Annotated in this window: 35 protein-coding genes; 26 read left to right on the plus strand and 9 right to left on the minus strand. The window is 46.0% G+C overall.

From position 1 onward, the window contains the following. Nucleotides 1-16: 16 nt before the first annotated feature. The 7 genes from ACYVI9_RS16045 to ACYVI9_RS16075 all read right to left on the minus strand — a co-directional run bounded on the left by ACYVI9_RS16045 (nucleotide 17) and on the right by ACYVI9_RS16075 (nucleotide 9,688). Nucleotides 17-586: a hypothetical protein gene (locus tag ACYVI9_RS16045; protein WP_460766495.1), complete on the minus strand. Its 570-nt coding sequence runs from the start codon at nucleotides 584-586 to the stop codon at nucleotides 17-19. 35 nt (nucleotides 587-621) lie between these two features. Beyond that, nucleotides 622-3,039, minus strand: a complete 2,418-nt coding sequence (locus ACYVI9_RS16050; RefSeq protein WP_460766498.1) for a hypothetical protein — start codon at nucleotides 3,037-3,039, stop codon at nucleotides 622-624. Continuing rightward, entirely contained in the window at nucleotides 3,039-6,677 is a 3,639-nt protein-coding gene (locus tag ACYVI9_RS16055; RefSeq protein WP_460766501.1) for a hypothetical protein, read from the minus strand. The genes ACYVI9_RS16050 and ACYVI9_RS16055 overlap by 1 nt, the downstream gene beginning before the upstream one ends. A 72-nt stretch (nucleotides 6,678-6,749) precedes the next feature. Further along, complete coding sequence (locus ACYVI9_RS16060) at nucleotides 6,750-7,271, minus strand: hypothetical protein (RefSeq protein ID WP_460766504.1); 522 nt, start codon at nucleotides 7,269-7,271, stop codon at nucleotides 6,750-6,752. Next, nucleotides 7,268-7,906: a hypothetical protein gene (locus tag ACYVI9_RS16065; RefSeq protein WP_460766506.1), complete on the minus strand. Its 639-nt coding sequence runs from the start codon at nucleotides 7,904-7,906 to the stop codon at nucleotides 7,268-7,270. The genes ACYVI9_RS16060 and ACYVI9_RS16065 overlap by 4 nt, the downstream gene beginning before the upstream one ends. A gap of 6 nt (nucleotides 7,907-7,912) precedes the next feature. After that, on the minus strand, nucleotides 7,913-8,581 hold the full coding sequence (locus ACYVI9_RS16070; RefSeq protein ID WP_460766507.1) for a hypothetical protein: 669 nt from the start codon (nucleotides 8,579-8,581) through the stop codon (nucleotides 7,913-7,915). Nucleotides 8,582-8,797: 216 nt separating this feature from the next. Continuing rightward, nucleotides 8,798-9,688: a hypothetical protein gene (locus ACYVI9_RS16075; RefSeq protein WP_460766510.1), complete on the minus strand. Its 891-nt coding sequence runs from the start codon at nucleotides 9,686-9,688 to the stop codon at nucleotides 8,798-8,800. A gap of 1,297 nt (nucleotides 9,689-10,985) precedes the next feature. Between ACYVI9_RS16075 and ACYVI9_RS16080 the strand changes: the two genes are divergently transcribed. From ACYVI9_RS16080 to ACYVI9_RS16165, 18 genes are all read left to right on the plus strand, one after another. Further along, nucleotides 10,986-11,444 (plus strand): hypothetical protein, encoded by a 459-nt coding sequence (locus ACYVI9_RS16080; protein ID WP_460766513.1) that lies wholly within the window; start codon nucleotides 10,986-10,988, stop codon nucleotides 11,442-11,444. A 179-nt stretch (nucleotides 11,445-11,623) separates the two neighbouring features. Continuing rightward, a complete protein-coding gene (locus ACYVI9_RS16085; RefSeq protein WP_460766515.1) occupies nucleotides 11,624-11,827 on the plus strand; it encodes a hypothetical protein in 204 nt (67 codons plus the stop codon). Nucleotides 11,828-11,918: 91 nt separating this feature from the next. Beyond that, complete coding sequence (locus tag ACYVI9_RS16090) at nucleotides 11,919-12,302, plus strand: hypothetical protein (RefSeq protein ID WP_460766518.1); 384 nt, start codon at nucleotides 11,919-11,921, stop codon at nucleotides 12,300-12,302. Between the two features lie 89 nt (nucleotides 12,303-12,391). Further along, complete coding sequence (locus ACYVI9_RS16095) at nucleotides 12,392-12,988, plus strand: hypothetical protein (RefSeq protein ID WP_460766521.1); 597 nt, start codon at nucleotides 12,392-12,394, stop codon at nucleotides 12,986-12,988. A gap of 71 nt (nucleotides 12,989-13,059) precedes the next feature. Further along, nucleotides 13,060-13,935: a hypothetical protein gene (locus ACYVI9_RS16100; RefSeq protein WP_460766523.1), complete on the plus strand. Its 876-nt coding sequence runs from the start codon at nucleotides 13,060-13,062 to the stop codon at nucleotides 13,933-13,935. A gap of 78 nt (nucleotides 13,936-14,013) precedes the next feature. Next, entirely contained in the window at nucleotides 14,014-14,517 is a 504-nt protein-coding gene (locus tag ACYVI9_RS16105) for a hypothetical protein (RefSeq protein WP_460766526.1), read from the plus strand. A 266-nt stretch (nucleotides 14,518-14,783) separates the two neighbouring features. Beyond that, nucleotides 14,784-15,236, plus strand: a complete 453-nt coding sequence (locus ACYVI9_RS16110; protein ID WP_460766528.1) for a JAB domain-containing protein — start codon at nucleotides 14,784-14,786, stop codon at nucleotides 15,234-15,236. 77 nt (nucleotides 15,237-15,313) lie between these two features. Continuing rightward, nucleotides 15,314-15,898, plus strand: coding sequence for a hypothetical protein (locus ACYVI9_RS16115; RefSeq protein WP_460766531.1), 585 nt, complete (start codon nucleotides 15,314-15,316; stop codon nucleotides 15,896-15,898). Between the two features lie 73 nt (nucleotides 15,899-15,971). Next, nucleotides 15,972-16,256 (plus strand): KTSC domain-containing protein, encoded by a 285-nt coding sequence (locus ACYVI9_RS16120; protein ID WP_460766534.1) that lies wholly within the window; start codon nucleotides 15,972-15,974, stop codon nucleotides 16,254-16,256. A 10-nt stretch (nucleotides 16,257-16,266) separates the two neighbouring features. Further along, nucleotides 16,267-16,425, plus strand: coding sequence for a hypothetical protein (locus ACYVI9_RS16125; RefSeq protein ID WP_460766537.1), 159 nt, complete (start codon nucleotides 16,267-16,269; stop codon nucleotides 16,423-16,425). 89 nt (nucleotides 16,426-16,514) lie between these two features. Then, nucleotides 16,515-16,784, plus strand: a complete 270-nt coding sequence (locus ACYVI9_RS16130) for a hypothetical protein (RefSeq protein ID WP_460766540.1) — start codon at nucleotides 16,515-16,517, stop codon at nucleotides 16,782-16,784. 86 nt (nucleotides 16,785-16,870) lie between these two features. Next, entirely contained in the window at nucleotides 16,871-17,827 is a 957-nt protein-coding gene (locus tag ACYVI9_RS16135; RefSeq protein ID WP_460766543.1) for a DUF7666 domain-containing protein, read from the plus strand. A gap of 24 nt (nucleotides 17,828-17,851) precedes the next feature. Then, nucleotides 17,852-18,121, plus strand: coding sequence for a hypothetical protein (locus ACYVI9_RS16140; protein ID WP_460766546.1), 270 nt, complete (start codon nucleotides 17,852-17,854; stop codon nucleotides 18,119-18,121). 330 nt (nucleotides 18,122-18,451) lie between these two features. Beyond that, nucleotides 18,452-18,892 carry a hypothetical protein gene (locus ACYVI9_RS16145; RefSeq protein WP_460766549.1) on the plus strand — a complete coding sequence of 147 codons (441 nt, stop codon included), beginning with the start codon at nucleotides 18,452-18,454 and terminating at the stop codon, nucleotides 18,890-18,892. A gap of 226 nt (nucleotides 18,893-19,118) precedes the next feature. Next, complete coding sequence (locus ACYVI9_RS16150) at nucleotides 19,119-19,379, plus strand: hypothetical protein (RefSeq protein ID WP_460766552.1); 261 nt, start codon at nucleotides 19,119-19,121, stop codon at nucleotides 19,377-19,379. Continuing rightward, a complete protein-coding gene (locus ACYVI9_RS16155; RefSeq protein WP_460766555.1) occupies nucleotides 19,376-19,927 on the plus strand; it encodes a hypothetical protein in 552 nt (183 codons plus the stop codon). Before ACYVI9_RS16150 ends, ACYVI9_RS16155 begins: the two co-directional genes overlap by 4 nt. Then, nucleotides 19,924-20,496, plus strand: a complete 573-nt coding sequence (locus ACYVI9_RS16160; protein ID WP_460766558.1) for a tyrosine-type recombinase/integrase — start codon at nucleotides 19,924-19,926, stop codon at nucleotides 20,494-20,496. The genes ACYVI9_RS16155 and ACYVI9_RS16160 overlap by 4 nt, the downstream gene beginning before the upstream one ends. Further along, nucleotides 20,493-20,885, plus strand: a complete 393-nt coding sequence (locus ACYVI9_RS16165) for a hypothetical protein (RefSeq protein ID WP_460766561.1) — start codon at nucleotides 20,493-20,495, stop codon at nucleotides 20,883-20,885. Before ACYVI9_RS16160 ends, ACYVI9_RS16165 begins: the two co-directional genes overlap by 4 nt. Here ACYVI9_RS16165 and ACYVI9_RS16170 read toward each other — a convergent pair. Next, complete coding sequence (locus ACYVI9_RS16170) at nucleotides 20,866-21,252, minus strand: helix-turn-helix domain-containing protein (protein ID WP_460766564.1); 387 nt, start codon at nucleotides 21,250-21,252, stop codon at nucleotides 20,866-20,868. The two genes, ACYVI9_RS16165 and ACYVI9_RS16170, sit on opposite strands and share 20 nt — an antisense overlap. After that, the gene (locus tag ACYVI9_RS16175; protein WP_460766566.1) at nucleotides 21,245-21,553 is read right to left on the minus strand and encodes a helix-turn-helix domain-containing protein; all 309 of its coding nucleotides are present in this window, start codon (nucleotides 21,551-21,553) and stop codon (nucleotides 21,245-21,247) included. Before ACYVI9_RS16175 ends, ACYVI9_RS16170 begins: the two co-directional genes overlap by 8 nt. A gap of 120 nt (nucleotides 21,554-21,673) precedes the next feature. On the opposite strand from ACYVI9_RS16175, the gene ACYVI9_RS16180 reads away from it, so the two are divergent. The 8 genes from ACYVI9_RS16180 (at nucleotide 21,674) to ACYVI9_RS16215 (ending at nucleotide 25,798) form a co-directional block, all read left to right on the plus strand. Beyond that, nucleotides 21,674-21,868 (plus strand): hypothetical protein, encoded by a 195-nt coding sequence (locus ACYVI9_RS16180; protein WP_460766569.1) that lies wholly within the window; start codon nucleotides 21,674-21,676, stop codon nucleotides 21,866-21,868. Continuing rightward, on the plus strand, nucleotides 21,865-22,101 hold the full coding sequence (locus ACYVI9_RS16185; protein ID WP_460766572.1) for a hypothetical protein: 237 nt from the start codon (nucleotides 21,865-21,867) through the stop codon (nucleotides 22,099-22,101). The genes ACYVI9_RS16180 and ACYVI9_RS16185 overlap by 4 nt, the downstream gene beginning before the upstream one ends. A 14-nt stretch (nucleotides 22,102-22,115) precedes the next feature. Then, nucleotides 22,116-22,517, plus strand: a complete 402-nt coding sequence (locus tag ACYVI9_RS16190; RefSeq protein WP_460766574.1) for a hypothetical protein — start codon at nucleotides 22,116-22,118, stop codon at nucleotides 22,515-22,517. Beyond that, the gene (locus ACYVI9_RS16195; protein WP_460766576.1) at nucleotides 22,517-23,701 is read left to right on the plus strand and encodes a DUF2800 domain-containing protein; all 1,185 of its coding nucleotides are present in this window, start codon (nucleotides 22,517-22,519) and stop codon (nucleotides 23,699-23,701) included. The genes ACYVI9_RS16190 and ACYVI9_RS16195 overlap by 1 nt, the downstream gene beginning before the upstream one ends. Before the next feature lie 12 nt (nucleotides 23,702-23,713). Beyond that, nucleotides 23,714-23,989, plus strand: coding sequence for an Acb2/Tad1 domain-containing protein (locus ACYVI9_RS16200; protein ID WP_460766579.1), 276 nt, complete (start codon nucleotides 23,714-23,716; stop codon nucleotides 23,987-23,989). A 50-nt stretch (nucleotides 23,990-24,039) separates the two neighbouring features. Continuing rightward, entirely contained in the window at nucleotides 24,040-24,648 is a 609-nt protein-coding gene (locus ACYVI9_RS16205; protein ID WP_460766581.1) for an ssDNA-binding protein, read from the plus strand. Next, nucleotides 24,629-24,985: a hypothetical protein gene (locus tag ACYVI9_RS16210; RefSeq protein ID WP_460766583.1), complete on the plus strand. Its 357-nt coding sequence runs from the start codon at nucleotides 24,629-24,631 to the stop codon at nucleotides 24,983-24,985. Before ACYVI9_RS16205 ends, ACYVI9_RS16210 begins: the two co-directional genes overlap by 20 nt. Before the next feature lie 90 nt (nucleotides 24,986-25,075). Then, nucleotides 25,076-25,798 carry a hypothetical protein gene (locus ACYVI9_RS16215; protein ID WP_460766586.1) on the plus strand — a complete coding sequence of 241 codons (723 nt, stop codon included), beginning with the start codon at nucleotides 25,076-25,078 and terminating at the stop codon, nucleotides 25,796-25,798. Nucleotides 25,799-25,976: the final 178 nt, after the last annotated feature.

Here is a 25,976-nt window from a genome sequence, read left to right on the forward strand (position 1 = left end):
ATTTAGTAATTAAAACTTACATCTGTTCTTGCGCATACAGCCCCGCGATAGACCCCGCTGTTCCCAGCACGCCATTAACTGCAGACAGGTTATTGGCCATCTTAGTTCCTGTTATCGCTGCCTGCATATTATATTCTCTGAGTTTATCAGCCCACACTGACGCATCATCCTGGGACTTCAATCCGAGTGCCTGCTGCAGCTGCTGTAACGCCATCGACTTATACTGCTGATCCTGTGTGGCAAGTCCGGATATTGCGCTGTTCGTGCGGCCCTGTAGCGCCCCGATCATAGCCAACGCCTGGGAAGAATCCAACGCATTCCTGTTTATCTGGCCAACCGCATTTGCCTGGGAACCCAGGATCCCCTGTTGCGCCTGTGCCATCCCCGGCGCCCGCGCATTCAGTTGCGTCTGAGCCAGCGACACCATATCTTTTATTTGACTATCGGATTTACGCCTCCCCATCCGGTCCTTTTCGTCTTGCAATATATCAGCCTGGTTCTTACTATTTACCATTGAAGCAGCACCTGACGCCAACGACAACGCACCCAGCACGATGGGAATCGCGATTGGTAAACCGTACACCATCTTAACTAATATTACTATGATTAAATCCATGATTTTTAAATTTGCTCGTGTCCCGCGCTTTCACGGAACCCGACGTTAACGGCCTTTATTTGTAATTTCTCTTCTGTATTAAACTCTAATAGCACCATCGCATAGTCTCCCCGAAGTCTTTCTCCGGTCACTAGTTCTGCCCCGCTACCGGCTCTGCGAATCGCGGCATAATAGACGCCTTCCCTTTCTGCATAGTCCTCAATTTCCAGTGTGCTGGTTTCATCGTTCTTGCTTTTTATGTAGGTTTTAATGGGTGCATCCGTCCCTTCGACAGCTATTGTCTGCCATGCTTTTATCTTACTTGACTTGCCGGAACTCGCTATACCCAGGGTTGAGGGGTACTTAATCCCGTAGAAAGTATTAAACCCGGCCTGCACGTCATTGTTCATCCAGATCTTGCCCTGATGGAAGCTATATAAGCCGCTGCCGGCTCTGAAAAACATATCCGATTCATACAGATCTGCACCCCGCCATCTATCGTTATCCATGCAAAACAGAAGCGTGCCCAGCGATCCCTCGTCAAATCCAAACTCAAAATCCGGGCCCTCATAGTAGGTTTCCGTAAATACAGACTCTCCAAAAAACGGTCTGTTCTCCCCGCTTTTCACGATCTCTCCGGCTGCCGGCGTATAAACAACCCGGCTCACCTGCGCATATTCAGTTTCAAAATCTGCTCTCTGGCCGTCATCGTCTGGGTCTATGATACCACCCGCCCAGCCCTGCGCAGGGTCCACCAACCAGGGTGCACCAGCCAAGGGCGGGGATGGAAACCACAACCCAAAATTGAAATCTGACATTACACTTCCTGCGAAATTTGAGGATTGCAGAAGCACGGTGTCGTCGATACTGTATTTCACGCTACCGGGTAGCCATTCAATTTTCAGGGTTCTGATATCAGCGGAAGCCGGTATATCCGTTACACCGGTATATCTCACTCCTTCATCGCCTGAGCTAGCAACCGAATCCAACGTACCCACCTCACCGATCATATTTGTACAGCGCCACGCTAATTTGCCGGCACTTACAAAAATATCCAGCTGCTTGAAGTTCTTGCGGACAATCACCTTGCGACCACCAACGACCTGGTAGTGCAATCCAGCAGCGATAAATTCTGCCCAGCGCGGGTCGTATTCCCGTATATAATCTTCATTTGCCAGCCACAACGAAAACGCAACACCCTCTTTTTGTGGCAGTACAGCGTCCATCTGCCAAGTACCGAACCCGACATATTCCTTCATGGACAGACCAGCCCCGACCCGATGCGTCCACGGATCCGGTAAATTAGGGTCCGATAAATCACTGTGAAACTTTAGTTCTGCCTGATCATCATATCCCTGAATATCACCCGCATATGCATCGCCGTTGGCAGCCAGCACCAGGACCTCGCCTTCACCAACGCTGATATTTTCCGGTGAAAAGCCACCGCCTGCGGTAGTGTCACCCACCTTCAGGGCATTAAAGTTTTCAAATAGCCTACCCGCAAAATGCTTTCTGGCATCCCACTCATATCCGTCATTTCTCAGTGGAATCTCAGTAATTATCAGTTCAAATAGCGCTGACTCTTCAGATCCCAGCTGCACGGTTGCCGTGTAATTATATCCTTGTATGATATCCGGTGGTATGGTCACTACAAACATTTCATCCGTGGCTGACTTCTCAATCTCGGCTACCCATCCCCCATCAATTATCCGTTCCAACGACCCTCTGCGTAACCTGAGTGCCGGGTATTTATCGGCCATATAATTCTGTACGCCAGAATCATAGGGTGCTTCGGATGCGCAATAAAGCCCCCGTACAACCAACTCTTCCGTAGATCCGGCTCCCAGGATCAGGTTGCCGGTAATCACGGGCGTATAGGTTCCGTTCTCGGTCAGGGTCAAAACCCCATTCAATACGATCTGGCTGCCGCCCTCTACAAATCTGGTTAATAGTACGGCATTCCAGCCTGTTCTTAATTCGTTGTCGGTTGTGGCCGTGTACGTCGTGCCGGAGACGGTAACAACCCACTCTAGCTTATTCGAGGTCACATTAATACGCAGCCCCATGCTGTTTGTAGCATCGCCGCTGGAAAACAACCACCTATTTGCTGTGAAAGCTTCTGAATTATAGAAATAGCACCCCAGCGTATAAATACCCTCACCTGTACTGCCGGATATTCCTGACATCGGCAATGTGGTATCAACCCCGGCAGGATTAGTGATTTTAAGCCCGACCCTGGATTCCTTTACAACGAACTCTGACAGGCCGATAGCCAGATCCGGCTTGTTGCCCCCGAAATCTTTAAGTGTATTCCATAACGGATATATCACCGGCACGGAGTTGTACACCTTCGGAAACATGGCGTCCAGCAGTCCGGAAACTGTCAACTCCACCTTTGTTTCAGGGAGAACCTTACTGGGCGATATGTTGTATATCTGTATCATTATGATGGTGTTGTGTCACCCCCGCCTGTCGGAAACTCTGGCGGTGGTTTTGGATGCCCTCCTGGTAAATCTGGTTCCGGCTCCGGTTCCGGCTCCGGTTTTGTTTTAACTTGAATAATTTTCTCAAAACTGACTGGTTCTGAAGCACAGTTATCTAAATCAAAACTTATCGTGTGCCAACCCAGCATACTCGATGTAATCGCTGTATTGCTTGTAATTGACACTGTCGTACCGGATACCGTAATATCGAGGAACGTTGGCTTAACTACGCTACTCAAAGTAGCTGGTCCAGTACCAAAAAAACCAAGCACGGCATGATATCCATAACCAACATAAAGTGTTTCTGGTATCAACAGATCGTCAGAAACCAATGGCGAGCACGCAGGTGGTTCCCCGGTTTCTGTCGTACCGCTAAACGCAAACTCCTGCTTGAAGTACCGGGAATAGTTCCCACCGCCGCAATTCGCCCGTCCTCTAAATTCAAGGTAAAACTGATCCTCCCCATCTGTCGGTGGCTGTTCTATGTATTGAATATGTGGGGATGTGACATTCAGGATCCGGCCCTCATTCACAACCAAGCCATCCCGGTTCATATATTTCCAATCAAAACTCCGGCTGCCACCGTTGAAAACCCATTCCACTTTCACCCGGTTAGGTGCGTCTGTACTCGGGTCGGCGCTGATATTAATCGCTTCGACACCCTCGCAAAAGAATCGCGGTTCGGGTATGATGACGCGTCGTTGCACCAGGTATTCTTTATAGTAGGGATCCACGCCGCCGTGGACCTGTACCATATTTCCCAAGCTAGTCTGCTTGCGGATATGCTCCGTTAAAAGCCAGGTGCCCCGCTCAAACTTATATTTCGAGATCGGAAATAACCCGTTCGTATTATAGCGGATGAAAGCTTTCCGGACAGAATCAAACCAGAAAACTGCACCATCAAAGACTACCACGCTCTCAGGATTTACGGTCCCGTACTCCCCACGCAACACGTTGATCGTGCCTATCACCTGCTGCGACTTCGCCACAAAAGCGTCACCCTGGCCATCCATCAATTCTACTTCCCCCATATACACGGATGCTGTCGAGACATCCCCGATAGCCAGCATTACAGATCCTTCTTTCTGGGCCCGGCTGGTTAGTGTCAGCGACCTGATCCGGCCAAGCTCTTCTGGCAGCATCTTGAAATTCAGGGCGTGGAATCGGCTCAGTCCATTTACGGTGGCCCCTTCCAGATACACGTCGCTATACGCTATCTCATTTGGCTTGCTGGTCTGCCCGGTCTCGATAACCGCATTAACCCGGCTGCGGTGGGTTACCCACTTTTTCCAAAACAGGTCGTTCGGCGACATGGCATACCCTCGGTAGGCACCGGATCCGGTTGTCCGGTCCAGAATGAACCCATCTGGTAGGAATTTACCTTCCATCGCTGAATAAGTCCTTGTCACAGCACCCGGATCAATAATCTTATACATTTGTCCGGTCTCGTAATAGAAATCCGGATTTTCAAGTTTATTCGGGGTGTACAATTCGTATATACACTCATCTACGTTAAGCAGCGTGGCTTTCAGTTTCTTGGCGCCCAGTATGATATATTTCCCGGCCTGCCCGATTACCGGCAGGTGGTAGGTAGTAACGCCGGACGTAGCGGAATCCTTGAACAGCAGGATGGCCATATCACCCTCAGTAAAGCTGTACCCCAGTCCGGCATTCACAAGAGACGAAGCGTCTACTGCAATTCCTGCAGTAAATCTGCTAAACTCCCGGAAAGGCGTATCATCATTTTCAACATCCCCCGTTTCAAGGCCGTCATCCGCTTTGAATCCACCATTTTCCCCCAGTACGGCATAGCGGATGTCACTCGCATATCCCGTTACGTGGGTAAGCGCCCTATTATTTTTGCTGATTACTGGCGCATAGTATTCAGCCCATTCCGGGATCTCGTTATATGCGTTATCGTTTGTCAGTGCCCAGTCCACAGATCCTATTACTTCGGTGATGCTAAACTGCCTTATAGGCGTAGTCACTTTACAGGAATCTTTCGTCACGACGCCGCATTTACGCAGGAAACGGTCGTAGAACACTACACCCGCTGAATAGTCGCTGTAGTGCAAAAAAGCCTCCGTCGGCGGCATAGTAATCTCCTCAGCCGGCAACCCGATAATCTCAATCGGCTTACTATAATCCGGATACAGTTTGATCTCATATAGTTTCCCCAATGATTTATCCAGGGTATTGTCTTTTATTTCATTGGCGTTCTTTCCCTTAAAAGTTAGGTTGGTAAGCGCTACGGATGTTGGCGCTGCCGCAAAACGGGGTGGTATCCCATTATAATCTTCGTAGTAACGGAGTTCCGTACCCGCAATAAGATAGTATCCCTCGGGTTCACCGCCCATTCGTTCGTTGGCTTTCATGAAAACATACAACCCTGAATAGTAGTATCTGGGCCGTTCAAACAACTTACCCGCCTTCCAGTTACCACGGTAAAACATTCTATACAGCGGCCGGCTTGCGTTGGTTGGTGATTCTTCGACCGCGACTGTGCTGGTAGATAGAGTAAGTGAGGTCGTAGTCGGGGTGTCATAGCCGCTCAGATTGTCCCCCAGCATGAGCCTGCCCTTCGCATATTCCATTGCGCTGGTTGACAAGGGGACGCTGTGGTATGGTTCATTTACTACATCATCGCTCAGGGCTTCGCCAAGCAGCAGCCCGTTAAATTCGTAGGTGATCGTCTGGTCATCCGCGATATCCGCGATCTTCCATTTATGCAGCAGGAACATTTTGTCCGTACTGAAAACCTTGATATACAGTTTTATGTATTCCACCCCCTGCGGAAATGGTCGTTCGTAGGGGTCCAGGGTTACTGAGATCGCATTGAACTGCTCTCCGAACCTGCTGTTTATCTGCGTTGATGTGGAAAACGGGGACAGTGAACTTTCTTCCCCTGTGAAATATTGAAACATCGTGGCGAACTGATAGGATTCAGTTCCGATATTGTTACCCTGAAAATCCGGGTTCGTAAACTTGGTTACGATCGGCGGGATTCCAGGTGGTTTACAGATTAATCTCAGGTTGACTTCAGTGGAGTCCTCAGCATTCCAGTCATATTTCCACCCTTTGTAAAACGGGATTTCGTTGTTAGGCGCCAGCGGATTCGAGGTTTTAATGGCCGCTCCGATATCAATTTTCATGGGTTGTATGCCATAGCAGACCCACACCAGCTGTGTACCGACTACTTTTAGCGTATAGTGTACGCCTGTATAAAACCTCAGCCCCCCTATTATCTCGCCATCGTCATCATATATCCCGGACTTGGCCACCAGCCAGTAGCGCTTGTATTTCAGGTCATAGTAGTTGATCCGGTCCTGCGACCAGGTTCCGGGAACGTGGGTGAACCAGATCACGAACCTGTTCTGCGGATCTTCATACCTCGCTACTGTGATGCTGCCTTCTGGGATTTCATCCTGCTCAGGCATTAATGTCGTGGAATGAATGTTTTCCAGATACCCATTCTTGCCATCTTTCGTATTAATCAGCCGCAGGTTACGCATATTAACCACGTCGCCCTCTGGTAAAAAGTGAGGGGCGTCATCGGTATTGAGTAAGCCAAAGGGTACTATTTTATCGTGCTGCTGCATTTACTGGTTAATCTGGATTTATACTGGTTAATCTGGGTTTATCCCTGTCATCTCACATGCTGTGTATCCCTGTCATCTTATGTAAAAATCTTTTGCTTCCAGGTCACTGCGCCGGGCTCTCAGTATCTCATACTCCCTGAAGAAGTGCCTGCCCTCAGCGGATCCCCTGTTGTCCCTGCCCTGGCTATTCTGCCAGATAATATATCGCTCAATCGCCCGCTGGGCTCTCGAATCCACTTCTGTCGCTGAATTGGCGCGCGTGCCATCTGTAATTACTTTGATCTTAACCTGCGTTCCCGGCGTTACGTTCAGAGACAGGATTCTCGTATCACAGTCAAAAATCCAGCCGTCACACAGGCATTCATCCTTTTCATCTGTTACGTCTTTTATCTTAATCACGTTATCTGGCAGCTGTATTTCCTGCGTGCCGGGAACGGTGATAACCGAGGTTTCAATTACCCCCAGCGTATCAAAGCGCATCTCCCGCAGGCACTCTGTCGCGAATTTCATGTACTTGAAATACCAATGGACCGACAACCCACGGTCCAGCAGCGCGCTTTTTACGATCCTGTCGAGTGTTATGTACTTTGTCATGCCGGGTAGTCTTTAGCGCTATCGACCTTATTATCGGTCGGCAGCTTATGAGCAAGTATGTTGAAAGCCTGCGTAATAACCTCGGCTTCTGTGTCCGGTGGAATTGGCAGCTGCTCGTAGTCACTCAGGCTGTTGATATCCACGACAATAAGCTTCATGTCTACGTGGGTGACACCCGCAGCGAGTATATCCTGGGTTGTATATAACCAGGTTCCCTCCAACATATAGCCTACCTGCCCGATAGCGTCATTCAGCATATCAAAGCCTTCCCGCAGATTCCAGGCGCCCGGGGGAATGGGGATGAAGGAAAAACTGTCGGCCAGATCGCTAGATGGGCGGACCTCCCACACACCCTGGCCCATCGGCAGACGGACCGGCATAACCGGTAACGCTATGCGACATACGTTCTTGTAAGGGGAAACTGGTACGTTTTCGTAAGACCCGGATATCAAAGGCCTGGATTCAGCCCCGTGCTGAGAGATGTCAATTGAATAATACTCGGCTTTTATCTGCTGGTTACACAGCTGCCCGATCAATACCATCACATCCCTGACATCCGTTCCAGACCCGATACTCGGATCTGAAGCGTGAAGCATGAACATCACTTGTTCGGCCAGGCTGTACTTCGTTGACATCTCGGTTTAATTTTGAGTTACTGTTTGCTGCTCCTGCCAGAACCCTGCGCCCAGGGAAGCCAGAAACTGGCTATCCAGGTTCACGCCCAACACAGCTATCGCGCGTACAATGACGGCATCAGCCAACACATCTGACCATTCGGGCGCTACAGATCCGACCGGGTTGAATACAACCTGGCTGCCTGCTTCCAGTGTATAGTTGAACACAGGGACCATCGGCCTACGCAAGTAGGAAACCCTTACGGCTATAGGTTCGTTCGGATACATCTGGTAACGGGACCCTCCCAGCACAACCAACACGGGATAGGCGCTGTCCACTTTACGGACCTGCGATTCCAGCCGGGGTGATAGCTCATCCTCATTCACGATCTTGACGCCACGGTAACGGCTCTGACTGGCTATAAACGGTTTTACGGTTGCTGACAACAGCCGGATCGATGGCTGCGCGGTTGTGAGGGTCCCGGTCGCGTCAGCCTGCACCCACTCTCCGTCTACCTTGAACGGCGCCAGCGCTTCAACCGCGCTCGTATTTTTCCCATAAACCTTGTCGAAACTGTTAAACAGACTGAGGGAAGCCATGTCAATAGCTGTATCGATCTCGGATGGGTTAAAATACCCACCCTGCGCCTTATCGATTAAAAACCTGATCCTGCTATGGTATGCCTGTATATCCATCTGTTCGGGTTTACTGTTGCTTGTGTAGCCAAAGTTAATGTATTTATACAGAAATGCTAAATTATTTATACGACGATTACTGAGATTTTACTGATGGGGTGTAGAAAAAATGTAGCCCAGCCTGAGAACAAGCGGGGCTTTAAACTTAAAACAACTAAAAATCGGGAATCTAGCTTCTTATATCACGAGTTATGCGTTACGCGTTATGGATTCTGGCTATATACTGAGCTCAGATTTCTTTTCTTCTGGTCTACTGGCTGCAACTGCATGGCAGCGGTCCACCTCTACAACCAGGTACTTGCTTCCCCAGTACTCGTATTCAGGGGCTTTACGGGTATCTGTATAAACCCAACTACCTGCCAGCTCTCCATGCACAACCTTGATCCACTCGTTCCCAGCCTTCTGAAAAACTGTCCTGTCTGGTGGGGTGCACAGCAGCGTCCCCTCTACCGGGGTGATTGGGTTGGTAGGGGATGCTGGTTCACGGGATGATTTAGACAACCTCCTTGACTTGTAATGTGGTTTTGGCATGGGGGGTTGTGTGGGGTGTGGGGTTTTAGTGGATGGGATAAAAGCATGGATCTCTTCTGCTGGTGCTATCCAGTACTGCTTACCATCCACAATAAACAGCCTTTCGTGGCTATCCTGGGCATCCGGGTTCTGGAAGAGGAACTTCCCAAGCCAGTCCTTAAAAGGCCGCTCAGGGCCGTCAAACGAGTCCGCAACCACATACGAGCCCTGTGCAGTCGGTGATGGGACCATGTGCCGGCCGCTGAACTTCCCGCCGGGATGGTATATCCGTTGCAGCTTCTCACCTGCATGGTTGGACCATTGGGTCAGGTAGGGGTTGATTGGCGCCTCTTCATGAAACACGGTCATCAGGTCCTGGACTGACCCCCGGGCAGAAACAACCATGTAGGACATGGCCACTTCGTCCCCGACTTCAATTCCGGCATGGCCACCAGCATCGGGTATGGCAACCACGGTTCCTACTACCCGGGCGTGTTCATTCGGGTTATAGGTTGTGTCAAGGATCAGCCCGCCTGCTGACTTCTCATTGTAAGTCGATTCGAGCGATACGATGTAGTGTCCGTTTCTAGCTTTCATACTCGGTATCAAAATTAGGCCAGGCTGGAATCAAAAACAAATATTTTATACGGGTCGGGTAAACTACTTGCTTTTTGGTGTACGGGAAATCCGGATGCCAGGGCTGATCTATGTACTACATAGGGCAGCTTTTCATTGGTTAAAAATGGGTGATTGGGGGATGGGTAATTGGACTTGGGTAATTGGACTTAGGTAATTGGACTTGGGTGCTTGGACTTGGGTAATTAGGGGTGGATGTTTTTGAGCGCGATTTTGGTGATACGAAAATGACTGATGCTTGCACGTAAAAAATCGAATTTTAGCCTTACACAAATCCAAAAAATTTTTAGTGGAGTTTCTGATACTCCACCACTTAATTAACTGAATACCAATTAGTTTGGAGGGGTGGAGTTTCAAAACCACAATTTTCTATAGAACTTTATTTTAGGCGGTTTTACCCCCATTTTAGGATAATAGCATTTATGTCTATATATTGCTATTTTGATACTCCAGTACTGTTAATACTATGATATATAGATAGTTAAGTGGAGTATCAGCGTGGAGTATGACGTGGAGTTTCTATTTTTATCATACTCCACCCCATTTTTCTAATTTTCTGCCTTTTTTGAGCCGTTTTCTGCCTTTTTTGAGCTTTTTCTGGTAAGTAAAAATCAAAAGGTTTTGGGATTCCTGGAAGTAAAAATCAAAAGGTTTTGGGGTTCCTGGAAGTAAAAATCAAAAGGTTTTGGGGTTCCTACGAGTCCGGATTCCTGGACCTTGTATTATAGAACCCGGGGTCGATCGCGAAAGGGAAAACGGAAATCCCGGACGGGGTGGGTCGCCTTTTTCAAATCTCATTTTTGAATATGGATCGCTTATTAGGTAGGCCTGTGCTGCCGGTAACTAAAAAGCATTTTCAGGCTGGCGAATGGCTGAATTATATAAAAATAGTCTGCCGCTCTGGCAGGATTGCAGGGAGAAAGAGAAACTTTGATATTAAGTTGCTGGTAATTAATGCTTTGCAGTTTCACAAATGTATAAAAGTGAAAGAGTGTTATAATCTTAGGTCCAGCGGGTGCGGTCCGGTCCTGCGGGTGCGCTGGTTGGGCCTTTGCATGCGACAAATGGCAGTTTCCAGGCTGCAGGATGGCAGTTTCCAGGCTGCAGGATGGCGGGGTTTGGCTAGCAAAATTGTTTGACGCGTCTAACTTTTCCGAACTATGACCCCCACAAATACCTGAATCCTTAACTACATGGATTTATTTAAATGGTAATATCTAAATATCTTTCTATCGTGAGACTCGACAAAACCAGATTTATGATATATAATTCCCGTGTATTGCGCTATTATGTGGGTGAAAAAACGGGATTAAAGCAAAACGACTACCGCGTATTTTACGCGCTTTTGATGCTCGATAGGTGGCTAACGCGCGCTGACCTTATAAAAATAGGTGCTACATATTGGGCGGGTGCTGATAGGTCCCTGAACGCTTTGTTAGAACTCGGATACATAGACAGTAGATTAAATCTTAAGTCTAAAAAAGAGTATCGGATAACGTCCGCTGGGAAAACCTGTAATAAAATAATAGTGGATAGCGCGGATAACTTTTATGCTATATTTTCGGAAGCCGTTAAAGCAGCAGACACAGCCGGTAAAATGTTAACACGGAAGGACGTTTTAAAGACTATAAAATTAAAACCCGTGCCGTCCCTATCCCACCCCGCCAACAACCCATATTCTAAAGAAAACCGCGCCCGCGGTTCATTACGCGGGTGATCCGTACAACACATTTACACGGATTTATACCATCCTAAAAATTATTTTCTGGACTGAAAGCCGCACCAGTACTGCAATACAGAAGAAAACGCAACAACGTTACAAAAATATATTTGGATTTGCGTGTATAAATACCTTATCTTCGTTGTATAATAATTTTAACCACAAAAATTTAAGTTATGACACAGAAATTACACCCTATTGACAGAATGAATATTATTATCGCTGCCGCTTGTATCGCAGTTACAAGCCTGCTATTTGCAGCCGGCTGCCACCGTGAACATATACCTACAACCGATGAGGATATTGCCGCAATGGTAAAAAACCAGCACCCAACTTGGACAGCTGAAGAAATAGAAGATTACATATTTCTTACATATTAACCTAAAACCCAAAATTCCCGCCCTGTAAAGAACAGCACCGTTACAGCGATAGTAAGGCGGGAACCATTTTTAACCACAAAAATTTGAAGAAATGGACGACTTGAAGATGATATCCGACCTCCGCGACCTGCTGCTAATACTCGAAGAGAGTATAAAGAATAAGGATGATAAAACGGCTAAGATTGCCCGTACCAGTATTAAAAGCATAGCCGCGCAGACAATACCTAACCCCTCCCAAGAGGCTAATGCCATATTAATAGTCGCAAGCCACCCCGACAAGGCTAGGCAGTATAAGATAGCCAACGACCTGTTAACCGCATCCGGCTGGAGGGTAGCACATTGTAGCAATTGGGGGGCTTGGCCGGGTCAACCGGATGTCCAGCCCTGCATGTTATACATAAAAGGGGAAGCCGGCGTATATGTACACAGCGAGTTTATTAGACTTGCCACAAATACGGAACTAAAATTTTTATAGCCTAAAACACCAATTCCCGCCCTGCAATCAGCAGCCAGTTACAGCGATAGTAAGACGGGAACCATTTTTAACCACAAAAATTTAAGATTATGACAAAGACAACATCCGAAAAGATTGCGGAACTTAAAAGACAGATCAAGCAAGCCGAAGCCGACCAGAAAATAGAAGCGGAATATTTTTTGAATCATCCGGTTTGTAGTCGATTATCTGTATTCGATAAATGGCTATCCTTAGAATTTGACGACTTCCACAATTTTTGCGCCCTGTTTAAAGATAACGAAGTCGATCAGGAAAATATAAAAGTTGGTTACGCAGGTGAAGGCCACAAAGATATACCCGCCCCATACCGGATTGACATAAAAAACGATTTTCATAAACGAGAACTGCAAATCACATTCTTTAAAAAAGGCATGGAAATAAAAGCAGAAATAGACTTTAAGAATTTGCCAGCCGTTTTTATAGACAGGTTTTTTGTAGAAACAAAACGTAAGCTATACGATACCGAAACGCACTATATTAATTACCCCGCGCATTCGAGGTTTTTTAAAGATTATAGGGTACAGGCTTATGAGTTTTACCCGTACGGCGAAATGAAAATGACTAACTGGTATGGAGGAAACAAAACCCTGATGTCAAAGCCAAGCATAGACAATATTATAGAATACATAAAAACAGATAACCTATAAAAACCCAAAATTCCCGCCCTGCAAAAATTAAACTAACAACCGTTAGCATTTTAACCACAAAAATTTGAAGCATGAAACCTAATCATGACCACTTACAAAAGGTCGCTTTGCTCGAAAAGAAGGTAAAGGACCTAAGAGCCGCATGTAAACGCCGCAGCTGGCTGGCTGAATACGAGGAATTAAAGTCCGTTCGCGCCATCCGCGCCACCCGTAACGAACCTTTAAACGAATCCGAATACTGGCTGGCTGCAGCCCGCAGCAAAGCCTATAACATAGCCAAATCCCTGCCTAGTTCGGGGTATAGCATGGGAGAAGTTAAGGAGGTTAGTTTACCTGACCATCTATATTTTGCTAGTCACAATAAGCGTAGTTCGTATGCAGGCCGCTTTAAGGGTCGGGAAACCTATGGGCTTGTAGCAGTTAGTTATTCATGGGTGGAATTATACAACACGCGCGAGGTCGGCGGGATTTGGACCACCCTAACCAACAAACTGGGACCCCGCGAATACGAATGTTTTTGGTTCGAGGGCCGGGGTCAAAAACAACATTTTAAACTAATTAAAGTAAAGGGCTGGCTGATTAAAGGTTACCACGTTGCTAAAGACGATAGATTTAAGAGCGCAGAACAAGCGCGAGAATATGTACGCGGGCGCAGGATGGCATCTGCAAATACGCTTAAAAGCAGCAGGATTAACGAAAGCCTACAGAACAGGGCCGCGGATATTCCCCTAAATAGGATTTTCGTTAGCGTTGAGGACAGCCGCGCCGGCGGAAACTGTGAACCAGGCACCGCGCGATTTGCGGACGCCAATAAAATAGACCTATCCAAGATTGGTGCTGTCCGCGCGGATTGGTTATTGCAGCACGCCGGCGAAAGTCTTGTAAACGTTAACAGGGCAATTTTCGCGGCGCGGATTAGATACGCGAAAACAATAGTAACGGCCTAAAACCCAAAATTCCCGCGATACTAAGAGTATCACAGCCGGAGCGAAACCGGAGCGGGAACTAACCACAAAATTTAGATCATGGAAATAATTATGTTAACGATTTACAAGTTTTCGGAACTAAGTCCGGAAAGCAGGGCGCAGGCCATAACCGACCGCAGGCGGCAGAACGAACGCGCAGATATGACAGATTATTATGAGGACCTGATTAATAGTTACAATGCTGCATTAGCGTTATTTGGTATCAGCACAACAAAATATAAGAACGTAGACACAGGACAGATAAACGACAGAGTGATAGACCTAACAGGCGTAAGGGCTTATAAATGGTTAATTAATAACTATTACAATGCGTTATTTAAACCTGAATTTATAAAATCGATAGTTAGGCCCGCAACTATAGGAAACATACCCGCCTGCTTTGTGCTGAAATGTAGCAGGACGTATTCAGGAGCTAAGGTGAACTATATAAGCAGGGCCTTTACGCGCACAGATGATTGTGTGCTAACCGGCACTTACTACGACAATCAAATTTTAGCGGGTATTTATGATTTCCTGAAAGCACCTACGGGCGTTCAATTATAAAGTTATTTAGGGGGCTTGCTGACGAATACAGGATAGCCGAGGGTGAAATAACAGACTGGATTTACTCCGACGAATTTATTACAGAACAGCTGGAAAACGAGGAAAACCGGTTTACAGAGGACGGAAAAATCTTTAAATAGTGGTTAAAAAGAAGGGAGCCGGTTTAGAAGCCGGCCCCTTTTAAACACAAATTTTTAACCACAAAAATTTAGGTTTCAAGCCACAAAGATAATACAAATTTTTAACCGCAAAAAAAATAAAGTAAGATGACAGAAAAATTTAAAGTCCCGAAAATCAGTTTAAAACTGACAATTGAAGCCGGCGAACAGGTGCCCATACTCAGTTCAAAGGAAGCATATGAAGTGTTGAAACAAATGTATGACGAAGATACCGTACTATGGCAGGAGGAAACTATACTACTATGTATTAGTAATTCAAGCCACCTGATAGGCTGGTACCGTCTTAGTAAGGGAGGGATGACAGGAACCGTTGTTGACGTAAGGATGGTTTATACGATTGCTTTGAATACCCCAGGCACAACAGGTATTATGATTTCACACAACCACCCGTCAGGGAATTTACAACCCAGCACAGCAGATAGGAATATAACAAAGCTCATTAAAGAGGCGGGCGATATACTGCAAATACGCCTGTTTGATCACATAATTTATACAAGCGATAACGGGTACTTTAGTTTCAGCGATGCAGGCTTGTTATAACCGACATTTCCCGCGCTAATAGATTAGTCAATCCAGAGCGAAACCGGACGCGGGAACTAACCACAAAAATTTGAAGCATGAAACTTGAATTTAATCTACCGAGGTTTCCAGGTTTTTATCATTCCATAATCGACCCAGCATATCATTTAGAAGGTATGGTGGGAAGCGACCCAAATCATTACTACCTAACAGAACAGGAATATAACCAAGTAGATTGGGAGCAAATGCAAAAATTAATTGCACAGGATTATTTGGAATACTGGATAAAGTTAAATCAGGATGTTCTTACTAAATATGGCATTGAAATAACATATAAAGCAGTTGACAGCCCGCGGGAATATAATTTCAGATCGGACAATCTTGTTTGCATAGCTACTTTTAAAAGCTTAGTAATTAGAAACGATATAAGAGACGCGGCAAAAAACGATATCGGTTTTCAGAATCTAATTAGGGAGAGGCACACCGGCCGAAGCGGTTTTGTTTCTTTTTATTCTAACAACCCAGGAACCTGGGCTACTGAATATACACAGCCCGAAAACTTTGACAACGTGATATTCGAAACATGGTTGATGCACAGGACAGAGGAATTAACCACGGAAAGCGAGGGGCCTAATTTATGGGATGTTGTGGAACGTATAATCGAAAACATACAGTTCAAATAAAAGCACGCCAAGGCAGCAAGGGAGCGAAGCGGGAGCGATACCCGCGCATTGGCCTAACCACAAAAATTTAAATATGAAACGAATCTTTTTTCATGAGCAGAGTTTTGCAGCGTTCGCACAATACGACAGGGAAAACAGATGTTTAGAAGTCGTAATGCGAAAAGACGGGGCTTGCTATGCTTTTAAGGGCGTAACCGTCCGACAATTCGTAGAACTGTCAGCGGCCCAAAACAAGGGACAACACCTGTATCACAATATTATAAAGAAATACAAAGGTGAGAAGGTAAAACAGTACAGCCTCGCATATATCCAGGGCTTGCACTATCCCGGCAGCTGGAACGCATTTTTATCAAGATAATTAAATAACAATGAAACAGACAACAAAGCAGTATATATTTAAAGGCAATACCCTGGTTTTGCAATGCAATTACGAGCAAGGTATAAGCTTTTACGGTTATCACTCCCCGTTTGTGCCGGACCTGGACAACGAAAGCATAGTTGCGGTATTCCGCGTAACCTGGAAGTAAAATAAGTTATTAACCAAACCTTTCCCGCCCTGCAATGAGCAGCCAGCCGGAGCAATACCGGACGCGGGAACTAACCAAAAAACAACACCATGAAACCTTTTATGTATCTGAACCGGGGATTTTTTCCACTAAGAAAGTTCAAACCCGAAGAGAAAAGCCGGGGTTTTGCAGCTATCGGATTAAGTACCGGCATAACAGTAAACCCTAAACTAGGCGTCCGAAAACGGTTGCCCGGGACCTGGGACTATGAACAGTTTTACGAACAGGCCCGCAGGGCAGGTGCAGGGGATTACGACGTATTTCTAATGAACGGGAAACCCGTAGTGCCTAGTAACCGGGAATTATTTTATCTGAGATAGCGCCGGATCCCGTCCTGCAATGGGCAGCAAGTTACAGCGATAGTAAGACGGGAACTATTTTTTAATCACAAATAAATTTAAAAGAAATGTCAAAAAGCAAAAAAGAACCTGTAAAAGGTTATAAGGTAACAGACAGCAATATGCAGTGCAGAGGCTTTCAATACGAATTGAATAAAGAGTTCGTACATGAAAATAGACTATCTCCATGTAATGCCGGTTTCCACTTCTGTAAGCAGGCGCAACACTGCTTTAATTACTATGAATTTAAAACAGAAAACCGGGTTTTTGAGATTGAAGCCCTTGGAAATGTAATTGACCACGAAGATAAAAGCGTGACGGATAAAATCGTTTTCATTCGGGAAGTGCCTTGGGATGAAGTTTTGAAAATTGCTAATACCGGTTCTAATAATACCGGCCATTCAAACAGCGGCGACAGGAACAGCGGCGACAGGAACAGCGGCTACAGTAACAGCGGCGACAGTAACAGCGGCGACAGTAACAGCGGCGACAGTAACAGCGGCTACAGGAACAGCGGCTACAGTAACAGCGGCTACAGGAACAGCGGCAACTGGAACAGCGGCGACAGGAACAGCGGCGACAGTAACAGCGGCAACTGGAACAGCGGCAACTGGAACAGCGGCGACAGTAACAGCGGCTACAGGAACAGCGGCGACAGTAACAGCGGCGACAGTAACAGCGGCTACAGGAACAGCGGAGCGTTTTGCACCGACAATGATCCTAAAATACCCCTATTCAATAAGCCCAGTGAGATGTCCGCAAGGGAGTGGGAAAATCATCCCGCGTATAAGTTAATGGGCAATATAGACCCTACTATCTGGGTTCCTTGGTCTGCTATGACAAAAGAGGAAAGAGAAGCAAACCCGAAGTACGAAGCATCGAAAGGTTATACAAAATCTATCCCCCTGAAAGAAGCATGGGCTAACTTCTGGCAGAACCTGTCAGATGATAATAAAAAGCATTTTACTACCCTTCCAAATTTCGATAAGAAAATATTCTTTGAAATAACCGGAGTGGAAGTATAATTAAGCACAAATAAATTTTAAGAAATGTTACTCCTTTATACAGAAGCCCTGATACAAGAAATTCGGCAACCAGATAGCGATGTTTACGGGCTTATAGAAAAACGGTTTAACAACTGGATTAGCCGGCAGCCAGGAAGCATTTTTCTTGAAATGTATTTCGGACCGGACCATGCGTATTGTAAAGTCCGGGCGATATGGGCAGCTATCGATCATGCCCTGGCTAAAGCAGACGAACAGGGCCAACCCGTAGACCTGGAAACAATGGATTTTGAAACAGTATTTAATGGAAAGTAAAACTACAAAATATGCAGACAAACTTATTCGAACAGGTCCAGGCGAAACCAGTTGTTGGAAGGACCTACAAGCAGCCAGCAACCCACGTACAGCCGAGAACAGGTAACAAAACCTTCATAGCATTCTATCGCAAACAGGAATCCAAAACCTGGTTTTCCTGCACCGGAACGCTCCCAGAATTGAGTAAACGGCACTGGCCCGACTATACGGACGGGAAAATCGAACAGTGGGCAGCTCAGGCGATCATAAACACGGAGATAAAATTTCAGACAGCTACACAGGACGTGCACCTGATTTGTATAAGTAATTAACCACAAAAAAGAATGAAGCATGACAGACAAAGAAATCACAATAGCAAACCTGAAAATCGCATACAAAAAACTAATTGAGTTTGCAGCATATTATCCCGAAATCGAGAGAGACTTTAATATGCGTAAATACGGGTGCTATGAGTACTTACATAAGTCAACCCCGGTTTGCAATACGGTCGGGTGTTTACTAGGAAATATTGGCAGGGCGTTTAAGCATGAAAGTTCAGATTATATGCAGGCTCTTGGGTTTGACTACGGGTTTTTCGGGCGTAGAATATTTCCCGCGTTATATCACTTATGGTCGGATTTACATGGTCTCGAATGGCGCTATCTGTTTGCAAGCGATTGGGCTGAAATTCAACCAACCTTCAAACAAGCTCTTACTCGCATGAAAAAACTTATCGATTCTAATTTAGAGTTAACTAAAGCTATGAGGGCTGAAATGTTGTGGTGGTGTTAACAAAAACATCGGAACTTAATCCAGGGTAGAAAGCAATCCACAATGTTCGGCCACACAAATATATCGAAAAGTGTATATAAAATGACACTAAATTTGTAACAGCTAAAAACGCGAATTATGGTTAAATATGAAGTTGGGAAACCCTTCCCTACACCCCACCCCTTAAAGTCCACAGAACAATGTGGAGTCTGATAAATAAGTACCGGGAATTGAAAATAAAAAGAAGGTGACGCGTAAACTACAAGCCATACATTCAGAAGCACGGATCCGTGAGTTTCTTGCCGCCTACAGATCCCTGAAAGCCACGGATCCCTTTGAAGCCCTGGTAGAAATAGCCACGATTCTAGGGGACCATGTAACCGAGCAGCAGTTGTACGCCCTGCAAACCTATGAGCAGGAAAGAGGGCTGGATATGACGACCCGGATACAGGGCCTGGGACAGTACCTGAAAGAAAAATTTAAGAACCTGTATAAAATCGCATTATGAAATTTGATGAACAAATAGCAGCAGAACTGAAAACCATGCACGACATTTCAGACAGAGCAGTGCAGACATGGCGAACCCGCGGGACCATCCCTGACAAGTACATAAAATTTCCGGCTGAGGATTTGGCTGCAAAGGAAGTAAGCGTGCTACCACGGGAATCCCAGGCGCTCATGGATATTCTTAACATCGGCATATTTAATATCTCAAAAATAGCTGATGACCTAAATCTCAATTATGAGTTGCAGGATATCATTTACGGCAAGCAGCTACTCAGGGAATACCACTTCAAGAAACTGAAGAAATACTTTAAAAAAGTAGCTGTCATCATGACTGAACTGTCTGAGCTCCTGCAGCAAAGCCGGAAATCCGCAGAAGATAAAGCCTACTTCTGGGAACAATACGCCAATCTACCAATCAAATGGGCGCCTTTAATCGGTAACAAGCTTGAATATAATCGGCTGATGCAGGCACGACCGGACCTCCCTAAAAAGACAGGACTACTGGCGTTAAACCTGAAGATTCACCTATTCAAATTACGCAGATTATGATATACCTGAACCCCGCAGAACTGGACCTATTTTCGAAACTGAAATGCACAGGAACCGAAGAGATAATAAAAGACCGGTTCCGTATTGGCTACAGGACAGGATTGCGCTTCTCAGAGTATTCCAGGCTGTCTGAGGCCCATTTAAAGGGCCAGCTTATAAACATACTCACTAAAAAGAGAAACCGCCAAGTAGTCATCCCTATGCACCCGGAGGTACAAAGTATCTTCGACCGCTGGGGTGGAGAGCTACCCGCTACCCCGTCAATCCAATGGTGTAACCAGATACTAAAGAAGCTGGCAGCTAAAGCCGGCATAAGAGAACGTGTATCGGTCGAAAGGAAAATGGAGGACGGAACAGTCCGGCTTGTACAACAGCCAAAATTCGAGCTGGTAAAAACACACACTGCCCGCAGGTCCTTTGCTACGAACGCCTATATAGCAGGTATTCCAGCACGGAATATTATGCTAATTACGGGGCATAAAACGGAGGATAGTTTCTTTCGCTATATTTGTATAACGCCAACCCAGAACGCACAGGAGTTGGTTAACCATAAATTTTTTATGTCATGAAAAAACTAACAGCACTGATGATTGCGATTGCGTTACTAACAGCCTGCAAAAAAGACAAGCCATGGGAGGATTTTTATAAAGAACACACATGGACAGCAAAGTACCTGGACGAAAAAGGTTTTGCATGGAAGGGTTATTGGGTTGAAGAAACTATGACCTTTCAATCAGACAGCACGGGGAGAACCGACTATTGGTTTACCAGCGACACAACAAAGCCAAAAGCGGATTGGTACGTGGGCGGCCAAAGTTTTACCTACCTGAAATCCGGGAACGAATATTACCTGGTACTCAGCAAAGGCCAGTATCGTACTTGCGTTGTGAATGGTAGCAGGATGGACGTTACAACCAGCTACGGAACGAGCATGGTTTTCACGAAAAACGACCAGTAACTTTAAGCTTTTTTATAGCCAGCTTCAGGTTTTCAATCTGCGATAGTATATCTATAATATTAGTGCTGGAATCCACGCCATCGATCATGTAATCGTACGAAACCCCGAATTTAACATTTAGTTGTTGTAGAAGATAGATGCCCGGAGTAGCCCTACCCTGCGCATACGAATGTAGCGTGGATTTTTTTATGCCCAGTACATCCTGCAGATCATTGTAGGTAAGCCCTGAGTCGTGTACAAACTTCTTAAACCGTTCAGATATCTCCGGATGCGTTGTTTTCATGTCACTGGATCCGGCCCGGCGCGGGTTGGTTACTTTCTTTTTAGCAGGAGATACTGATTTTTCAGTACTTTTTTTCTTATCCATCTTTAGAATTTATATTAACTAATTGACCAGCTAACGTGCGATTCGTTTCTGTAAGGGATTCGATAGCCCGAGCCTGCCTGCTTATTATATCGTGCAGTTCTTTGAGCGCGTTATCGTCAAAGTCGTTGTTGGCTTTCTTCTCAGCAGCGTACATATTTAGGCTCATAGCTACGTGGTCAGGGATTTTTGCGCCTATCTCCCAACCCTGGATCGTTTTTATAGACCTCCCCAACACAGTAGCCAGTTGCTTCTGCGTAAGACCGTGCTGAACACGAAAGGCTTTTATGTCGTCCTTGTTCATAAAAATTCATTAACAAAATTTTAACAGTGTTATACTGTTTACTACTGTTTTTTCAGTATATATTTGTACTCACAATCGGTAGTAGTAAATACCCTAGCAAAACGCAAAGATAAATATATAATGAAACTATCTCAAAAAATAAAGGATTTAATCGCAACAGATAACCAGTTTTCTCTGGGTCTGGCTGCGGTGTTGGATGTGAGCCAGGTTGCAGTGCGTGATCTGGTACGCCGTGACTCTGACCGGCTGACTTTGTTTGCAGCCGTCCAGTACTACAAAGAAAAAGGGTTCACCGAAAAACAAATCTTCGCATGAGCCAGGAACACATAAAGAAGTTCTACCATGCCATCATCTACCGGTGTGACGAGTACCATAAAAAAAGTAAGGATAAAAGCCTGCCGGTAGCAATGCAATATTATTATAAAGGAGCAGCGGCAGAAGCCCAACGGGTTGCTAAGGTGTTATTCAGCTTACTGAAAGATGACGGCGTAATTGAAGAGGAAGAGACGACCCTGCTATCTATACAGCAGGATAAAGAACTGTATTAAAACCCAAATTTTATATGACAAAGATCGACTTACACGTAACTGCGGACAACGCAGAGGAACTGGCAGCTGCGATTGCAGAACTGTCCGGGAAAATGGCCGGGCAGGAAGCACCGGTCAAAGAAACTAAAAAGACAGAGCCTGATGAAAAACCAGCTAGGGCTACTAAAGCTAGGGCGAGCAAGGCAACCAAGAAAGCAGATCCTGAGCCTGAAGAGGATGACGAAGATGCTGATGGCGAAGAAAGCGGATCCGGCATTGAACTGAAGGACCTGAAAGCCAAAGCGATCAAAATCGCAAGGGAGGATGGTAAGAAGTATGAAGTGAAACAGCTTCTGAAAAAGCTGGGTGCTGATTCTACCGACGACCTGGATGAAGAAAAGTATCAAGAGTTCTGGGATAAACTCGACGACCTCTAGTGGCACGAGCGCACGCAATACTATCCGCGTCAGGTGCATCCAGATGGATGGCCTGCCCACCATCCGCGAGACTGGAAAGCCTGCTGCCGGAGTCTACATCACGCTATGCGGATGAAGGTACGTTGGCTCACTCTCTCGGGGAGTGGATCATCCGGCTGAAAATGGGGTGGATCAGCGACCAGAAATTCCAGGTCGAATTAAAGAAGATCAAGAAGTCCGAGCACTACTGTAAGGAACTACATGACTATGCAGACGACTACGCCATGTTTGTCTTTTCCAAATTCGTAGAAGTTCAGGCAGTGGACCCGACCGCGATCATCCAGATTGAGCAGCGCCTGGATTACTCAGATTATGTAGCCGGCGGATTCGGGACAGGTGACGTTATTATAATTGGCGGCGGTTGGTTATACCTGATTGACCTGAAGTATGGAGCCGGTGTAAAGGTTGAAGCCCACGAAAACAGCCAACTTAAACTGTATGGGCTGGGCGCATTGAGTGAGTACGATTATGCCTACAAGATCGATAACGTAAGCCTGAACATTTACCAGCCGCGGATGGACAACTTCCCTGAATTTACGATCTCTGTTCCTTCTCTTAAAAAATGGGGAAAGCAGGACGTGATGCCGAAAGCAAAGATGGCATGGGATGGTAAGGGCGAGTTCTGCGCTGGCGACCACTGCCGTTTCTGCAAAGTTTACGCAACCTGCAAAACCCGGATGGAATACAGCATGGGTATCACAAAATATGACTACCTGAAAGCCAATCTTATGAAAGATTCAGAGGTGGCTGAGGTGCTGGAAAAAGGTGGGCCTATAAAAAGCTGGATTACAGCGGTCGAGAAATACGCGCTTGAACAAGCCGTGAATGAGGGAAAGCAGTGGCCGGGATTTAAGGTTGTCGCTGGCCGGAGCAACCGGTTCTACACGAAACCAGAAAAGATCGCTGAGATACTAAAGAAACACAAGTATGCTGATGATGATATTTTCAACAAGACCCTGGTCGGTATCGGCGGACTGGAAAAATTGCTTGGCAAGGAACAATTCAACATACTGGTCGGACCGTACACAGCAAAGCCTGATGGCGCTCCTACCCTCGTGGATATTTCAGACACACGTGAACCCTACGTAAAGGGGGGCAAAAAGAAGCCAGCCAAAGAAGCGTTCGCGGATTTTATAACAGAGTAAATCTTAAATACAATGTCAACAGAAAATGGAGGCCAGTCTCTTGGCCAGATGCGGGTAAGAACAACTTTTAACCCGTCGGCAGACAGCGTTGTCGATCAGATCAAAAACGATACGGCCGCTCTGATTGATAAGCTACAGGCTATCAGGAATGACGAGGCGTCTAAAACTTACAACCAGTCACCAGCGCAATTTCAAGCATTAAGCGGAGAAAAGCTGCGGCTGATAGCATTGGCTCAGACAGCATTGGAAGAAGCGGCCATGTGGGCAGTAAAGGCCGTGACAGCATAAGTACTCAACCCAATTAAACATAGATTTTTTAAATTTTTAAAACCCCAAAAATGGCAGAAGTAGAATTAACCAGAGACGTTGTAATCGGCCCGGGCCGGTTCCGTCACCTGCACGCGTTTGAACCGTGGGCGGGTAAGGATAATGACCAGGAGCCTAAGTATAGCGTCCTGCTCATGATCCCGAAGAATGATAAAAAGGCTAAGGCCAAGATTGATGCGGCTATTGAAGCTGCGAAAGAACGCGGCAAAGAGAAATGCAAAAACTGGAAGGGCGTGATCCCTAAGAAGAACCTGAAATCCTGTCTGTCTGACGGCGACGAACGTACCGTCATCATAGACGGTGAGGAAGTTGCGGATCCAATCACCGCTGACCACTGGCTGATTAGTGTAACCAGTAAGGACCGCCCGACCGTCCTGAATGCAAAAGGCGGCAAGCCCATCTTTGAAAAGGATGAAATCTTCGCAGGATGTTACGGAGCCGTACAGTGTGACTTCTTTCCCTATGATAAAGGTAGCAACGGCGTGGCAGCAGCCCTGACAGCGATCCTGAAAACTAAGGATGGTGAAGAGCTCGGTGGCTTCAGCAAGGTAGCTGCCAAAGAAGCCTTTGCAGAGTTAATCAGTGATGACGAGGACGACGATGATGACGACGACATATAAAAACTCTCCTTTTTATAAAACCCAAAAGCCTGGGGATTCAGTTCCCCAGGCTAATTTAACCACAAAATTTCAAAATATTATGCCCAGCGTGGAATACGAACAAGCAATCAAACACCCGTCAACCCTGACAGTTAGGGGGTACGATGAAATGATGCTGCAGGCTAAAGCCGCGAAAGTAATCGCAGAAACTCACAGCTTGAACCCAGAACGTATATACCGTTGGGCAAACTTCCACGGCATTGCACTGTATGAAAAGCTATACATCCTGCAAAACAGGAAAGCCTACGGCTCAATATTGCACTGCCTGGTTTACGATATTAAAATGCAGTTCACATGAGAAGGATTGCTGTGATATTAAGAATTGTTGCTATACTAATTTTTGTATGGATCGTAATAAAGAGAGTGTGGCACCTGTAAAACAATAACAATGAAATTAGATTCAAGAGATTTATATCAGGCTTTAAGGTTCCTACCTAAAAACTTAAAAGCTCTAATGATAGATTCGCAGTGGGTAGGGAAGATATTTGTAGGCGGTGGATACCTGAGATCGGTGGTAGCCGGAGAACCCGTCCATGACGTGGATGTGTTTGTACCCTCAAAAGAAATTGCTTTAGTGATCGCTGGATTGCTTACAGATGATCCAGAAGATATAATTAAAACAGATAATGCCCTGACCATAAAAGGTAAGACAACCATACAGGTAATTCACAGGTGGGTCTTTGACAAGATGGAGGACGTAAGTAACAGCTTTGATTACACGGTATGCTGTGCTGTAATAGGAGCTTCCTATAATGAATCCGGTATTGCGCGGTATGATTCTTACTGCGATGACAGGTTTTACGTGGATCTGGCTGCAAAAAGACTTGTGTACAGAAGCCCTGTTAGGAATGAGGATGCCGGTGGTTCAATGCTTCGGTTGCTTAAATACTACGTGAAAGGTTATAGGGTACCGCTGGATAGTGTAGGAGCCATTATTGCCAGACTCATTCAAGCGATCGATACTGACCGAACGCCAATTAACAACGAGGCGAAAGTAGCTGAGGTCATTACCGGCTTGCTAAGAGAGGTCGACCCTAATATAGATCCAACACACGAAGCACATTTACCGACGATGAACGTCATGCAGGAGATTGAAGGGGAGTTAAGATGACAAGGATATACAGCATTAAAGTTATAACTAAGACCCGCTGGCATATTAAAATTAGCCGCTGGCGGGGAACGGCTGGGTGGCGGAATTGGTAGACGCTTAGTATAGGTGCTCATGTAGCCGAGTAGGTAATGCCAAAGGAGCATTGAGCTGATACGAAAAAAAAAAAAAAAAAAAAAAA

The sequence above is a fragment of the Niabella terrae genome (genome assembly GCF_054783135.1).

What these genes read in the sequence shown, in the direction of transcription:
- ACYVI9_RS16125 (WP_460766537.1), top strand. Translation starts at nt 16,267, where the DNA reads ATGAAACAGACAACAAAGCAGTATATATTTAAAGGCAATACCCTGGTT.
- ACYVI9_RS16185 (WP_460766572.1), top strand. Translation starts at nt 21,865, where the DNA reads ATGAGCCAGGAACACATAAAGAAGTTCTACCATGCCATCATCTACCGG.
- ACYVI9_RS16165 (WP_460766561.1), top strand. Translation starts at nt 20,493, where the DNA reads ATGAAAAAACTAACAGCACTGATGATTGCGATTGCGTTACTAACAGCC.
- ACYVI9_RS16155 (WP_460766555.1), top strand. Translation starts at nt 19,376, where the DNA reads ATGAAATTTGATGAACAAATAGCAGCAGAACTGAAAACCATGCACGAC.
- ACYVI9_RS16060 (WP_460766504.1), bottom strand. Translation starts at nt 7,271, where the DNA reads ATGACAAAGTACATAACACTCGACAGGATCGTAAAAAGCGCGCTGCTG.
- ACYVI9_RS16100 (WP_460766523.1), top strand. Translation starts at nt 13,060, where the DNA reads ATGAAACCTAATCATGACCACTTACAAAAGGTCGCTTTGCTCGAAAAG.
- ACYVI9_RS16090 (WP_460766518.1), top strand. Translation starts at nt 11,919, where the DNA reads ATGGACGACTTGAAGATGATATCCGACCTCCGCGACCTGCTGCTAATA.
- ACYVI9_RS16140 (WP_460766546.1), top strand. Translation starts at nt 17,852, where the DNA reads ATGTTACTCCTTTATACAGAAGCCCTGATACAAGAAATTCGGCAACCA.
- ACYVI9_RS16180 (WP_460766569.1), top strand. Translation starts at nt 21,674, where the DNA reads ATGAAACTATCTCAAAAAATAAAGGATTTAATCGCAACAGATAACCAG.
- ACYVI9_RS16105 (WP_460766526.1), top strand. Translation starts at nt 14,014, where the DNA reads ATGGAAATAATTATGTTAACGATTTACAAGTTTTCGGAACTAAGTCCG.
- ACYVI9_RS16215 (WP_460766586.1), top strand. Translation starts at nt 25,076, where the DNA reads ATGAAATTAGATTCAAGAGATTTATATCAGGCTTTAAGGTTCCTACCT.
- ACYVI9_RS16075 (WP_460766510.1), bottom strand. Translation starts at nt 9,688, where the DNA reads ATGAAAGCTAGAAACGGACACTACATCGTATCGCTCGAATCGACTTAC.
- ACYVI9_RS16130 (WP_460766540.1), top strand. Translation starts at nt 16,515, where the DNA reads ATGAAACCTTTTATGTATCTGAACCGGGGATTTTTTCCACTAAGAAAG.
- ACYVI9_RS16160 (WP_460766558.1), top strand. Translation starts at nt 19,924, where the DNA reads ATGATATACCTGAACCCCGCAGAACTGGACCTATTTTCGAAACTGAAA.
- ACYVI9_RS16175 (WP_460766566.1), bottom strand. Translation starts at nt 21,553, where the DNA reads ATGAACAAGGACGACATAAAAGCCTTTCGTGTTCAGCACGGTCTTACG.
- ACYVI9_RS16050 (WP_460766498.1), bottom strand. Translation starts at nt 3,039, where the DNA reads ATGATACAGATATACAACATATCGCCCAGTAAGGTTCTCCCTGAAACA.
- ACYVI9_RS16085 (WP_460766515.1), top strand. Translation starts at nt 11,624, where the DNA reads ATGACACAGAAATTACACCCTATTGACAGAATGAATATTATTATCGCT.
- ACYVI9_RS16205 (WP_460766581.1), top strand. Translation starts at nt 24,040, where the DNA reads ATGGCAGAAGTAGAATTAACCAGAGACGTTGTAATCGGCCCGGGCCGG.
- ACYVI9_RS16190 (WP_460766574.1), top strand. Translation starts at nt 22,116, where the DNA reads ATGACAAAGATCGACTTACACGTAACTGCGGACAACGCAGAGGAACTG.
- ACYVI9_RS16070 (WP_460766507.1), bottom strand. Translation starts at nt 8,581, where the DNA reads ATGGATATACAGGCATACCATAGCAGGATCAGGTTTTTAATCGATAAG.
- ACYVI9_RS16055 (WP_460766501.1), bottom strand. Translation starts at nt 6,677, where the DNA reads ATGCAGCAGCACGATAAAATAGTACCCTTTGGCTTACTCAATACCGAT.
- ACYVI9_RS16095 (WP_460766521.1), top strand. Translation starts at nt 12,392, where the DNA reads ATGACAAAGACAACATCCGAAAAGATTGCGGAACTTAAAAGACAGATC.
- ACYVI9_RS16115 (WP_460766531.1), top strand. Translation starts at nt 15,314, where the DNA reads ATGAAACTTGAATTTAATCTACCGAGGTTTCCAGGTTTTTATCATTCC.
- ACYVI9_RS16080 (WP_460766513.1), top strand. Translation starts at nt 10,986, where the DNA reads ATGATATATAATTCCCGTGTATTGCGCTATTATGTGGGTGAAAAAACG.
- ACYVI9_RS16110 (WP_460766528.1), top strand. Translation starts at nt 14,784, where the DNA reads ATGACAGAAAAATTTAAAGTCCCGAAAATCAGTTTAAAACTGACAATT.
- ACYVI9_RS16045 (WP_460766495.1), bottom strand. Translation starts at nt 586, where the DNA reads ATGGTGTACGGTTTACCAATCGCGATTCCCATCGTGCTGGGTGCGTTG.
- ACYVI9_RS16200 (WP_460766579.1), top strand. Translation starts at nt 23,714, where the DNA reads ATGTCAACAGAAAATGGAGGCCAGTCTCTTGGCCAGATGCGGGTAAGA.
- ACYVI9_RS16135 (WP_460766543.1), top strand. Translation starts at nt 16,871, where the DNA reads ATGTCAAAAAGCAAAAAAGAACCTGTAAAAGGTTATAAGGTAACAGAC.
- ACYVI9_RS16120 (WP_460766534.1), top strand. Translation starts at nt 15,972, where the DNA reads ATGAAACGAATCTTTTTTCATGAGCAGAGTTTTGCAGCGTTCGCACAA.
- ACYVI9_RS16145 (WP_460766549.1), top strand. Translation starts at nt 18,452, where the DNA reads ATGACAGACAAAGAAATCACAATAGCAAACCTGAAAATCGCATACAAA.
- ACYVI9_RS16065 (WP_460766506.1), bottom strand. Translation starts at nt 7,906, where the DNA reads ATGTCAACGAAGTACAGCCTGGCCGAACAAGTGATGTTCATGCTTCAC.
- ACYVI9_RS16210 (WP_460766583.1), top strand. Translation starts at nt 24,629, where the DNA reads ATGATGACGACGACATATAAAAACTCTCCTTTTTATAAAACCCAAAAG.
- ACYVI9_RS16170 (WP_460766564.1), bottom strand. Translation starts at nt 21,252, where the DNA reads ATGGATAAGAAAAAAAGTACTGAAAAATCAGTATCTCCTGCTAAAAAG.